Annotated in this window: 10 protein-coding genes; 1 reads left to right on the top strand and 9 read right to left on the bottom strand. The window is 36.8% G+C overall.

Annotated elements, in window-relative coordinates:
• Window positions 1–25: 25 nt before the first annotated feature.
• Complete coding sequence (locus IEW40_RS05495) at window positions 26–1,066, top strand: DUF389 domain-containing protein (RefSeq protein WP_188617073.1); 1,041 nt, start codon at window positions 26–28, stop codon at window positions 1,064–1,066.
• Here the strand turns inward: IEW40_RS05495 and IEW40_RS05490 are convergent.
• The 9 genes from IEW40_RS05490 to IEW40_RS05450 form a co-directional block, all read right to left on the bottom strand.
• Window positions 1,056–1,592 (bottom strand): adenine phosphoribosyltransferase, encoded by a 537-nt coding sequence (locus tag IEW40_RS05490; RefSeq protein WP_188617072.1) that lies wholly within the window; start codon window positions 1,590–1,592, stop codon window positions 1,056–1,058. The two genes, IEW40_RS05495 and IEW40_RS05490, sit on opposite strands and share 11 nt — an antisense overlap.
• 16 nt (window positions 1,593–1,608) lie before the next feature.
• Window positions 1,609–2,766, bottom strand: coding sequence for a hypothetical protein (locus IEW40_RS05485; protein ID WP_188617071.1), 1,158 nt, complete (start codon window positions 2,764–2,766; stop codon window positions 1,609–1,611).
• 663 nt (window positions 2,767–3,429) lie between these two features.
• Complete coding sequence (locus tag IEW40_RS05480; protein ID WP_188617070.1) at window positions 3,430–3,759, bottom strand: hypothetical protein; 330 nt, start codon at window positions 3,757–3,759, stop codon at window positions 3,430–3,432.
• A 476-nt stretch (window positions 3,760–4,235) separates the two neighbouring features.
• On the bottom strand, window positions 4,236–5,090 hold the full coding sequence (locus IEW40_RS14155; RefSeq protein WP_229663389.1) for an RHS repeat-associated core domain-containing protein: 855 nt from the start codon (window positions 5,088–5,090) through the stop codon (window positions 4,236–4,238).
• A 262-nt stretch (window positions 5,091–5,352) separates the two neighbouring features.
• Entirely contained in the window at window positions 5,353–6,687 is a 1,335-nt protein-coding gene (locus IEW40_RS05470; protein ID WP_188617069.1) for a quinol:cytochrome C oxidoreductase, read from the bottom strand.
• A 15-nt stretch (window positions 6,688–6,702) separates the two neighbouring features.
• Entirely contained in the window at window positions 6,703–7,389 is a 687-nt protein-coding gene (locus IEW40_RS05465) for a c-type cytochrome (RefSeq protein WP_188617068.1), read from the bottom strand.
• Window positions 7,382–7,903 (bottom strand): DUF3341 domain-containing protein, encoded by a 522-nt coding sequence (locus IEW40_RS05460; RefSeq protein ID WP_188617067.1) that lies wholly within the window; start codon window positions 7,901–7,903, stop codon window positions 7,382–7,384. The genes IEW40_RS05465 and IEW40_RS05460 overlap by 8 nt, the downstream gene beginning before the upstream one ends.
• A complete protein-coding gene (gene nrfD, locus IEW40_RS05455) occupies window positions 7,890–9,287 on the bottom strand; it encodes an NrfD/PsrC family molybdoenzyme membrane anchor subunit (RefSeq protein ID WP_188617066.1) in 1,398 nt (465 codons plus the stop codon). The genes IEW40_RS05460 and nrfD overlap by 14 nt, the downstream gene beginning before the upstream one ends.
• Window positions 9,288–9,307: 20 nt before the next feature.
• Window positions 9,308–12,346 (bottom strand): TAT-variant-translocated molybdopterin oxidoreductase, encoded by a 3,039-nt coding sequence (locus IEW40_RS05450; RefSeq protein WP_188617065.1) that lies wholly within the window; start codon window positions 12,344–12,346, stop codon window positions 9,308–9,310.
• Window positions 12,347–12,348 lie beyond the last annotated feature (2 nt).

Below are 12,348 nucleotides of genomic sequence, written 5' to 3'. Positions count from 1 at the left end.
ATTATTTTTGAGAAAATTTAGAAAAATGCTAAAAACCCGATTGCTAAGAACTATTATCCTTCCTAAAGAAGAAAGCGAAGAGTTTACCTATGCGGAAATAGAAGAAGGTACACACTTTCGGGGACATAATCTTTGGCTTTTGGTGATTTCTATGGTGATTGCCTGTATTGGTCTTAATATTAATTCTCAGGCAGCAGTAATAGGGGCAATGCTCATTTCACCGCTGATGGGGCCTGTGGTGGGTTTGTCATTCGGGTTGTCTATTCATAACAAAGACTTGGTAAAAAAGAGTTTGCAAAACTGGGGAATTATGATTGTAACCAGTTTAATAGCTTCTACCATTTATTTTGTGGTTTCTCCTTTTGATTCGGAAACCTCTCAGTTAGAAGCCTTCAAAGAAGCCACTATTTTCGATTGTATGCTAGCACTTTTTGGTGGTTTTGCTTGGTTTCTCGGGATTATCAGAAAAGAAGCCATCAAAGTAATTGCTGGTGTGGCGGTTTCTACAGCATGTATTCCTCCGCTTTGCACAGCAGGTTTTGGGATAGCACATCTTAATTTTGATTTTTTCTTCGGGGGTATGTATTTCTATTTGATTAATTGTGTTTTTATAGGAATTGGCACTTGGATTCTGAGTATTGTTCTAGGGTTCCAAAAATATTATTTAGAAAAAGTGGAAAGACGAAACAAAAAATATATATGGATAGTGACTGTAGCGTCTATTTTGGTTTTGTTTCCGAGTGTTTTAATTACCATAAAAAAATTTAATAATGAAAAACTTAAAGAAAGCGCAGACCAATATGTAGCTCTTATTCAGAAAAAACATCCTGAAATAGAAATCGTAAAATACAAATCTAAAGAGGAGAATGGTAAAAACTATCTAGACATTACCATCTTGAATGACCAAAGTTTTGTAGATAACAAAATCCTAAAAGAGGCAGACTCTCTCAATCAAAATATAGAGATAAGATGGCACTATGCGCCAGATTCTGGTAAATCAGAACTGATTAAACTTCAGGAACAAATCAATGAATTAAGAGCAGAACTTAAGAAAACTAATAATTAAGAATACTATACACTTCGGCATTAAACTGTTCTAGTTTTTTTTCTCCGTGTAAATCCTTTAAACCGATTAAGAAACTAAACTGAGAGGCAATAGCGCCTTGTTTTTCTACCAATTTGGCTGCTGCCTCTGTAGTGCCGCCAGTGGCTAACAAATCATCGTGAATGAGGACTCTTTGGCCAGGTTTTAGTTGGCCTGTTTTCATTTCTATTTCGGCAGTACCGTATTCTAGAGCGTATTTTTCTGAAACAAAAGGTGGGGGTAGTTTCCCCTTTTTTCTAATCAAGACAAATGGAACTTCTAGCGCCACGGCAATAGCAATCCCGAAAAGATAGCCACGACTTTCTATGCCACAGACTACATCTACTTTTCCGCGGCTAAAATTGGCTAAGTCTTCTATGACTTCTTCATACAATTTCGGGTCTAGAAAAATAGGAGTAATGTCCTTAAACTGAATTCCTTCGATGGGGAAATCTGGGATATTTTCTATAGTTTTTTCTAATTTTTCAATTAATGTATGAGAAGCCATAATTACTTTTTTTGATTTATTTTTTCTGAGAAGAATTGATTTTGTAGCTGGTAATCTTCCAGCCGTTGTCAGTAGCTTTTAGGCCGTAGGAAACGTCTAAATCTGTAGTGTTTCCATTTTTGTCAGTTACGGTGTAGGTCGCATTTACACTTGCTGTATTGTTAGCATTGGCTTTGGTATCTACGCTTTTTACTTCTACTTTTTTTACCGCACCAAAACCAGAGTTAGGATTAGAGAAACTGTCATAACTTCCCCAATTTGGGTTTTCAGCTTGACTGTATGCGCCTTTTAAGTTTTGTGAATTAAGGCTGCTCAAGAAGTTCACTACGGTATTCTTAGGGTCTCCTAAGACTTTTGGTGCATCTGGATTTTCTGAGTCATCAGGATTGATGGCATTAGGGTCGGTAATTTCTGTAGATTCTTCAGTAACTACTGGGTTTAGCAATGCTTTTCCGTTGATGGGTACACCCATTTTGGTCATTTCTAGCACTTTTTTAGAAGTTTTTACCGTGATTTTGATGTCTATTTTATCATCTATGATTTTATCTTTAGGCAGAGACTCAAACTTTACATAAAAACCTTTGAATGAATTGCTTTGCATTAAGTTTTTAGAAGTCAGTAGTTTTTCTCCTTGACTAGATATGGTCATGATGGTTTCTAGAGCTGCTTTATCAAATTCTACTCTGTTTCCGCTGGCGTCTAATAATCTAGGGATTACCATCATGGCTTTAGCACCTACAATACTGTCTATAGAGGCAGCTTGTATATTAATTTGAATAGATGTGGCAACAATATCATTAGGGTCTCTTTCTGAAGGGGTAATGTTTTGGAAGATGTTCATTTCACCTAGAGAAGGAGGAGCGTTACTGGCCCAAGCAATGCCATTTTTTTGGGCTACTTGGTCTGCCATAGCGAAGATTTCTGGAACTTTTTTGCCATCTAGTAATTGGGCAAGGGCTTTCAGTTCTGCTAAGTCACCATCGGCTTCTACACCGAAAGTTTTTAGGATATATAGAGCTTCATTGAATTTAATCTGCTGAAGAGTAGGGAGAGATGATGTCATGTCATTGATGCTTTCTTGGAAAGCTTTGGTGCTTTCACCATCTACAGCGTCTTTTTTACAACTTATAAGAAATAGAGCCGATAAAATTGTAAGTATAAAGAAACGTTTCATTTATTGATAATTTTAATACAAAAATATAAAAATCTGAAGACATAGGTAATAATTATTTAAGAGGGTTTTCCACAAGGGGATTAATAGCAGGCTTTGTTTATTCTTTCTTATCGTTTGGGTTTTGCATTGGGAAGATATACAGGTGTTTTTTGGGGTGATATGATTTTCTGGGGTTTGGTGTTTGCTTATCCTTTCCTTGGGCTAGGAGGAGATTAGACTAAGACATTCCTTTGACTAGACTTTTCTATACTAGAACTATACTACAACTATACTACAACCCTTCCTTTGATTTGACTGGGGATAGCCTTTGATATGGCTGGTCTATTAGTGATGATTGATGATTGATGGGTGATGCGAGTGGTTGAGTGGTATAATGGGAGAGTGGGTTAGTGGGAGAATTGGAGAGTGGGAGAGTGGCAGAGTGATTTAGTTAGGCATTGAGAGATAAAATGATACCCGATGTCGCATTCTATGACTTTGAGTCAAACTTACTCATCATAATTACGATAATTCCAAAATTCATTTTTTTTTGTTGCTCTAAGTTGCCAACTTTATTAGCCGTTTTTTTATTTTCTCCGAAGTTATAAACTTCGGAGAGCTGGGTCAAAAATATTAACTATCAGATTAAATCGTGACTAATAAATATAGAATAAACAACGCCACTCATTGAGTGGCGTTGTCGTTATCTAGATTAAAATTAAATATTGAATCTTTTCTAATTACTTTTAATGTAAGTTTTCCTTTTTCTTTGACTAAACTATCTCCAATTTTTATTTTGTAGTAAAAATCATCTCTAATAGGGATTTTTTTTCCATCACTCATCAAAATAGTGCCTTGTCCGTGATTGCTGCGATCTCTATACAACCCCTTAACTCTAGAATTAATAATCGCATTCGTACTTTTCGTAGAATCATTAGCCAAATAATAAATTCCCCCTAAAAAAAACAGCAAAATTGAACCTACTACTATATCATTAATTTTTACCTTTATCATTTGTTTTTGGTATTAACCCGAAGTCGCGGATTTGCAATCCGTGACAAACACTTATTAGAATCTATGATTACACCATATGTCTCAGGATTTTGTTGACCTAATAAATTTTTATTAAAGGTATAAAAAAGCAACAACGATTTTGTTGTTTTTCATTTTTTTAAAGTAATTATTAGCAAATGTAAAGGCACGGATTGCAAATATGCGATATCGTGGGGGTTTATATGCCTAAGAAAACCCCATAAAGTTTTGCAAATTTTATTTGCTTATGTCATAATAATCTGGGGTAGTGCCAGTAATTTATTTATATTTATCCTTATAAATAAAAACAAGGTAGAATAATATTGACATAAAAAAACAAGAAAAAATAGCTCTTGATAACGCAAAGGTAGTATCTTTTTCCATGGATAATGTAATAGCAATTACACTTCCTATGAATGATACAATTAAGCCTATTAAAAATTTTAAATTATATTTTTTCATCTTTCATCTTTAGGTTTTACTTTACTCTCAATAAAATGATTAATATTATAGTAAACTTCAGAATCATCTTCGTCTCCCCAAGAATTTCCTGAATCGGTCTCCATATTATTAAATTCAACTAAATAATAACCTCCTTTATGTTTATTAAAACGTGATTTTTTTGAAGTTGAATTATATGGAACAAGTACATAGCCAACAATTTTTTTATTTTTATACATTGCTTTGATTTTGTATATCAATGTCTTATTAGCACCATTTATATTTACATTCTCACTATAATTAAAGGAAAGGCTTGCCCCAATGCCAATTCCTTTTATTTTACCCTCTCCATTTGCGTTTATAGCAATTCCTTTACTTACAGAACCAGTTCCAGATGCAATAATTATTGTAACAATGCCCTCTACACTTACATTACCTTTACTATCTTTAGATATTTGAAACTCATAATTTGTAGAGATTGCACCATTTTCATATGCTTCATTTGCTGTGGTAATCATTGTAAGAACTTTCCATGTATCATTTTTATTACTAACAAGGTTAACATTTCGAGTCTCAATCATAAGTTCTGAAGAATACAAATCGTCAATCGGAGTTAAGCTATCATAATCATAAAAATTAAATTGAGCATGATATGTAGAAACAGGGCTGCTAGAGTTAGTAAAATTAATTTTTACGCCATTAATAGGATCTCCACCTTCTTCTGGTTCTAAACCATCCTTATCAATAAACTTTATAGGATTATTTACTGCATAATTATAAGGTGACCACCTTCTGTATTGTTCTGCCAGCGGATCTACAACTCCCCACCTTCCGATATCAGGCATATAAAATCTAGCGCCGTAGTCAGACATTCCGGTTTCCTGAAGTTCTGGGCTTCGCCCGCATCCTTCGTCAAAAGTTTATTAAGCTTTTTCCTCGTTTGTCGTTGTACTTGTAGCTGTACAATCCCGCTCAACTTTTTCGGATTTGCCTACTCAAGGTTTTTTCGTGCGAGGCTATACACTGTGAACGCCTGCTTTTGCTCGCTTATTCAAAGGTAAAAATTTTTAGTGATAACTAAACAAAAAAATCCCGACTAAAAGCCGGGATTTTATATCAATTATTTACAAATAATTAAAAAGGGTATTCGAATATTTCTGATTCGTGAACAAGAGGATTTCCGGTAGGGATAAGTTTTAGTTTTGTTAAAGCCGTCATGACTACAAAAACAAATAAACCGACCATGAAAAGGAAAGCTCCTATTACTAATAGTGCAGTGTAAGCATTGTCCCAGAAAGGTCCTACTGTACCTGGCATTACCATATTAAAGAAATCTAGCCAGTGTCCTAAAATAACCAAAACAGCCATAGTAGTTACTACTTTGTAATTTCTTTTGATGCTAGAACTTACTAATACCAATAGAGGCAATAAGAAGTTGATGATAAGCATTGGTAAGAAGGTATATTTATAATATGCGAATCTGTCGAAGAAATATCTTACTTCTTCAGGTATGTTTGCGTACCAATATAACATGAATTGGTCGAACCAAAGATAAGTCCACAATAGGCTGGTTGCAAATAAGAATTTTGCAAGGTCGTGCAAGTGGTTATCATTGAATTTACGTAAAACACCTTTTTTCTTTAAGTAAACAGCTACTAAAATAATTACAGCTACTGCGCTAGATAAAGTACTTACCATAGAATACCAAATGTAAAGGGTAGAGTACCAGTGAGGGTCAATAGACATTAAGAAATCCCAAGCCCAAGCAGCAGATGCAAATCCGAAGAAAGCGATGTAGCCAATGCTCCAGTTATAAAGAGCTTTGTAGTCGCTTCTAGCTTTTGTTTCGTCTAATTTCTTAGATAATTTTTTGATTTTCCAAACGAAGAAAGATGCTCCAATTACATAGATAAGGATTCTAACAATGTAGAAAGGAATATTTAAGAATTTAGATTTTTCGTAAAGAATAACATCAAAGTGAGGAGAATCTGGGTTGGTTAATTCTGGGTCCATCCAGTGGTAAAGGTGCGCTATACCTCCTACGTTTAAGAAAGTAAGGATTAATAGGATGGCACCACCCACAGGGATGTAAGAAGCTACAGCCTCCATTACTCTCGTTACAATAACAGACCAGCCTGCATGAGCAGCGTGCTGTATAGACAAGAAGAACAAAGCACAAGCACTAATTCCGAAGAATAGCATAGCAGCCGTTAATAAAGCGGCATACGGGGTATTGTGTACTTGGTGAGTAGCATGTTCTAGATGAGCTGCTTGATCTTGAGGACCAATGGTTTCCGCAGAGTTGGTTGGAATATGGTGGTCTGAGCCATGATGAACGGCTTCCATCATTTCCGTAATTTTTACATCGTCTAGACTGTGGTTCATAGCATAACCAATACCGAACAACACCAATCCAGTAACGATTAGTATGATAGAATATAATCTTAATTTTGGTGAAAAACTATACATTTTTTTCTGTTTTAATTATTTAGTATTGGTTTGTGTAGTAGAAGCTGCAGGAGCGGGTGCTGCTGCTGGCGCTTTAAAGGCGCTCATAATATACATTGCCACTCTCCATCTGTCAGCAGGGGTTAATTGACCTGCATAAGAGCCCATTAGGTTTCTACCATTGGTAATTACATAATGTACAGATCCTACTGTGATTTCTCTGTCTTTATAAGCAGGAACACCAGAGTAAGCACCACTTTGTACGATAGGACCTTGCCCATCTCCATTAACACCGTGGCAAGCGGCACAAGTATGTTCGTACATTTTTTTACCTCTTTCTATATCTTTAGTGACATTTTTAGGGTCAAGAGGAGAAGAAGTAATTGCTTTAGAAGCATCATACAATGCAGTATATTCTTCGGTAGTTTTAGGCAATTTATCTTCTGGTAATAGACCTTCTTTGTTTTGAGGAACTGTACCTTCAACTGGAGAAAGTGCTGTAGCGCCAGCGTTTTCCTTGAACAAAGGAATTTCGTTTTCGTGGTCTGTGTAGTGTCCGTCATCTTTAGATTGCACTTTTAAAAGTGGATCATAAGCTACAGGAAAATACATATCAGGAAAATAAACCAAAGGTGGATTATCTTTTGGTCCACAAGAGTTGAGTGCTAATGCAGTCACTCCTAAGATGGTTGTTATTTTTACAATATTCTTCATGTTACGCATCTTTTACTGTTATTTCTTCAACTCCAGTATCAATTAACATTTGTTTGATGGTTTCTACATCATTAGAAACAAATTCAATTAAGAATTTATCATCAGTAGTTCTAGGGTCTGGGTTTTGTGCAGGAGCACCAGGATACATCTTATTTCTAATAACGAAAGTAAGAGACATCATGTGAGCGGCACAGAATACCATCAATTCAAACATAGGAACCACAAATGCGGGCATGTTTTTAGCCCACCAAAAAGCAGGTTTACCCCCGATGTTTTGTGGCCAATCATGGTTCATCATATACCAAGTAGCTAACGCTCCGATAGAAACTCCGTAGCAAGCATAGATAAATGCAGCGTCAGAAATTCTAGTTTTCTTTAGTCCAAGAGCTTTGTCAAGACCGTGAACTGGAAATGGAGTATAAACTTCGGCAATTTCAATGCCTTTATCTCTAAATGCTTTTACGCCGTGCATCAAATCATCGTCATCGCCGTAAAGTCCGTATATTCTTTTAGTGGTGCTCATCTCCTTCTTTTGCTTTATAAGTTTCACCTGAGATTTTCAAAATAGATTTCAATTCAGCCTGTGCAATTACAGGGAATGTTCTTGCGTATAGTAGGAATAATACACCGAAGAACCCGATAGTTCCTAAATATACCCCAACATCAATAATGGTTGGCTTAAACATGGTCCAAGCACCTGGTAAGTAGTCTCTAGAGAGGTTGATAACGATGATATCAAAACGCTCAAACCACATCCCGATATTGATGATTAATGCTACGATATAAGTCCAAATGATATTGGTTCTTAATTTTTTGAACCAGAAAGAAGCTGGAACAACAAGGTTACAGATAATTAGCGCCCAAAATGCCCACCAGTAAGGACCGGTAGCGGCACCAGGAGATAAGTATGTGAAATCCTCGTATCTAGAACCAGAATACCAACCGATAAAATATTCTACAGCGTATGCTACGGTTACCATACCACCAGTTACAATGATTACGATGTTCATAATCTCAATGTGGTAGATGGTGATGTATTCTTCTAGGTGTGCAACTTTTCTAGCAACCAATAGAAGGGTTTGTACCATTGCAAAACCTGAGAAGATTGCACCAGCTACGAAGTAAGGAGGGTAGATTGTAGAGTGCCAACCTTTGATTACTGAAGTAGCAAAGTCAAATGATACGGTAGTGTGTACTGAGAATACAAGTGGTGTTGCTAAACCAGCAAGAACCAAAGAAAGTTCTTCGAATCTTTGCCAGTGTTTTGCTTTACCACCCCAACCGAATGCTAAGAAAGTATATATTTTTTTAGTCCAAGGCGTTTTAGCTCTATCTCTAATCATTGCAAAGTCAGGGATAAGTCCCATGAACCAGAAAACGGTAGAAACTGAGAAATAGGTAGAGATTGCAAATACGTCCCAAAGTAGAGGAGAGTTAAAGTTAGTCCAAAGAGAACCAAATTGGTTGGGTAAAGGGAAAACCCAATAACCTACCCAAACTCTACCCATGTGAATAACAGGGAAGATAGCAGCCTGTACAACAGCGAAGATGGTCATCGCTTCCGCAGAACGGTTAACAGACATTCTCCATCTTTGTCTAAATAATAATAATACTGCAGAGATTAAGGTTCCTGCGTGACCGATACCTACCCACCATACGAAGTTGGTAATATCCCAACCCCAGTTGATAGTTCTGTTAAGACCCCAAGCTCCAATACCTGTACCGATGGTGTAAGCAATACAACCAAATCCGTAGATAAAAAGAACTAGAGCAGCCCAGAAAGATACCCACCAGAGTTTTCCGGCTCTCTCTTCGATAGGTCTTGCAATATCTTCGGTGATATCGTGATAAGTCTTGTGACCAATAATTAGCGGTTCCCTAATAGGGGCTTCGTAATGTCCTGACATGTTTTACCTATTTATATTATTTAAACGTTGTTTTCTTTTCTGTTTCTTACTTTGGTATGATAGAATACGTTTGGCTTAGTGCCTATTTCTTCTAACAATACATATTTTCTCTTGTCATTGAACAATGCTCTTACTTCAGATGATTTGTCATTCATATCACCGAATTTTAGGGCACCCGTAGAACAAGCTTTAGAACAAGCGGTTTGTAGTTCGCCGTCTTCAATTCTTCTGCCTTCTTTTTTAGCTTCTAGAATAGTTGCTTGAGTCATTTGGATACACATAGAACATTTTTCCATTACCCCTCTAGTTCTTACCACTACATCAGGATTTAGAACCATTCTTCCTAAATCGTTGTTCATGTGGAAATCAAACTTATCATTCAAGTTGTAAGTAAACCAATTGAATCTTCTTACTTTGTAAGGGCAGTTGTTTGCACAATATCTGGTACCGATACATCTGTTGTAAGCCATTTGGTTTTGACCTTGCTTACCGTGTGAGGTAGCCGCCACAGGACAAACTGTTTCACAAGGAGCGTGATTACAGTGCTGACACATTACTGGTTGGAAGATTACATCTGGGCTTTCGCTTGGTTCGATTAAGATGTCATATAGGTTAGGTACATCTAGACCTCTGTCTAGACCTTCTTTTACTTCAATTTTTTCTTTAGCAGAATAGTAACGGTCAATTCTTAACCAATACATATCTCTAGACATTCTGATTTCTTCTTTACCTACAACAGGAACGTTGTTTTCTGCTTGACAAGCAATAATACAAGCTCCACAGCCAGTACAAGAATTCAAATCTACAGAAAGATTAAAGTGCGGCCCGTCTGTATCATCAAAAGCATCCCAAAGGTCTACTTTGCCCATTGGCAATGTACCTTGAAGAGTTTCCATTTTTAAAGGAGCATTCCATTCATTCACATCCCCTTTAAGGTAGGTATCTAGAGAAACTTCTTTAGCGATTTCGTAACGCCCCATCAAAGTATTTTGAAGCTGCATACCCGCAAATTCGTGGTCATCAGCATCTGCTTTTTCTATGGTTACCCCAGAAACGATGGTGTTATACCCATCAAATAAAGGATATGCATTTACCCCTACTTCAGCTACTTTACCAGAATCTTTTTTGCCATATCCTAGAGCTAAACCTACAGAACCTTCTGCTTGCCCAGGTTGGATGAAAACAGGTACGTTTTCTACAGTTACCCCATTTACTTTAAGGTTAACTACAGTACCATCTAGTTGCATTCTGGCATTTAATTCATTTTCAATGCCGAATTTTTTAGCATCTTTAGGAGAGATGGTCAAGTAGTTATCCCAAGACATTCTAGAGATAGGGTCTGGTAATTCTTGTAACCAAGGGTTGTTGGCTTGAGTACCGTCTCCCATAGCTGTTTTGGTATAAAGAACCAATTCTAGTTCAGACGCTTTGAAAGCTTTTAAATCTGAAGTAGCTTTAGCAGCATCACCACCTGAGTAAGAAAGGCTAGCGGTAATGTTTCCTGCATTGAAACCATTATATAAAGCTTGATTGAAAGAAGTACCCCCTAAGATAGAAGGCGCATTAGCTTTCAAATATTCGTAATAGTTGTTGGCTGCATTTCCTTTACCATTCATCCAAACCAATAGAGAATCTTCTAATTGTCTAGATTTATAAATCTTTTGGATGGTTGGTTGAATTAATGAATATGCACCCGTTTGAGGAGCGATATCTGCCCAATTTTCTAACCAATGAGTAGAAGGGATTATCACTTTAGCTTTGTCAGCTAAACCATTTTTCTTATCAGTAACAGCAACTAAAGTAGATACTTTAGCAAGAGCTTTTTCGAAGTCTGCACCTTTGGCGTGAGAATAGATAGGGTTTACGTTGTTGGTAACTAATACCCCCACTTGCCCTGCATTTAACCAAGCTAAAAATTCTGTAAATCTAGCGTGGTCATATTCTTTAAGTAAATTCGCTTTACCTGTGAAAGCTACAGAGCCTAATTTTTGATTGATTAAGTGAGCTAAGACATAAGCCGCTTTAGAGCCATCAGCAAAGACAACAGCTTTACTGCCTTTGGCTTGTAATTCTTTAGCGATTTCATTGGCTACTTTATCAGAAGAGCCACCCCCAACGATGGCGTTGTACACTTCTACTAAAGTTTTATTAACCGCTGAAGGTTTTTGGATAATTCTAGTATCTGCGTTGGCCCCAGTAAGAGACATATTAGACTCCACTTGTACGTGTCTTAGCATTTTTTCGCTAGGTTTTCTAGCGGCAGCGTAAGAAGTTTCAAGGCTAGAAGCGTTGTAATCTCCTAAGAAATCTGCTTGGAAAGAAACCACCAATTCTGAGTTTGAAAGGTCATATACAGGTAGAGCTCTGCTTCCGAAAACCTCTTGTGCTGCATCTAGAGCAGCAGCGTAAGTATAGGCATCGTAAGTTACTAACTCAGCGTTAGGATATTTGGTTTTGAAATCACCAAACAATTTTTTGAAAGTAGGAGAAGGGTAAGAATGAGATAAAACTACAATCTTTTTGTTAGCAGCTTGTGCATCTGCTAAAGCTTTGATTACTACATCATCAACTTGGTCAAAAGTAGCATCACTACCTTCTAGTTTTGGTTGTTTCAGTTTATCATTATCATAAAGAGAAAGCACACTAGCCTGAGCTCTGGCATTGGTTTTACCAAGGTCTTTCGCAGCAGGATTTGGTTCTATTTTGATAGGTCTACCTTCTCTGGTTTTAACTAAAACACTAGCAAAGTCGAATCCATCAAAATAGGTTGATGCATAATAATTAGGAATACCAGGGATAATGCTGTGAGGTTTTACCACATAAGGAATGGTTTTAATTACTGGAGCTTCACAAGCTGCTAAAGTAACAGCTGCAGTAGAGAATCCTAAAAGTTTAAGAAAATCTCTTCTAGAAGTTCCAGAATTGTTCATTTTATCGGCATCACCTAAGAACTCATCCACAGGAATTTCGTTTTGAAACTCTTTTTTTGCCAAATTCGCATTAAGCGATTGGTCTTTAAGTTCGTGAATACTTCTGAATTGTATTTTATTTGAAGCCATTT

Origin of the sequence: Cloacibacterium rupense (assembly GCF_014645495.1) — a bacterium.
In the GTDB taxonomy this organism is placed as follows: Bacteria; Bacteroidota; Bacteroidia; order Flavobacteriales; family Weeksellaceae; genus Cloacibacterium; species Cloacibacterium rupense.
The sequence above is the reverse complement of the archived record's forward strand: the minus strand, read 5'-3'. Positions and strand labels throughout refer to the sequence as shown.

Coding starts and splice junctions, on each gene's coding strand:
- IEW40_RS05495 (WP_188617073.1), top strand. CDS start 26: ATGCTAAAAACCCGATTGCTAAGAACTATTATCCTTCCTAAAGAAGAA.
- IEW40_RS05490 (WP_188617072.1), bottom strand. CDS start 1,592: ATGGCTTCTCATACATTAATTGAAAAATTAGAAAAAACTATAGAAAAT.
- IEW40_RS05485 (WP_188617071.1), bottom strand. CDS start 2,766: ATGAAACGTTTCTTTATACTTACAATTTTATCGGCTCTATTTCTTATA.
- IEW40_RS05480 (WP_188617070.1), bottom strand. CDS start 3,759: ATGATAAAGGTAAAAATTAATGATATAGTAGTAGGTTCAATTTTGCTG.
- IEW40_RS14155 (WP_229663389.1), bottom strand. CDS start 5,090: ATGTCTGACTACGGCGCTAGATTTTATATGCCTGATATCGGAAGGTGG.
- IEW40_RS05470 (WP_188617069.1), bottom strand. CDS start 6,687: ATGTATAGTTTTTCACCAAAATTAAGATTATATTCTATCATACTAATC.
- IEW40_RS05465 (WP_188617068.1), bottom strand. CDS start 7,389: ATGCGTAACATGAAGAATATTGTAAAAATAACAACCATCTTAGGAGTG.
- IEW40_RS05460 (WP_188617067.1), bottom strand. CDS start 7,903: ATGAGCACCACTAAAAGAATATACGGACTTTACGGCGATGACGATGAT.
- nrfD (WP_188617066.1), bottom strand. CDS start 9,287: ATGTCAGGACATTACGAAGCCCCTATTAGGGAACCGCTAATTATTGGT.
- IEW40_RS05450 (WP_188617065.1), bottom strand. CDS start 12,346: ATGGCTTCAAATAAAATACAATTCAGAAGTATTCACGAACTTAAAGAC.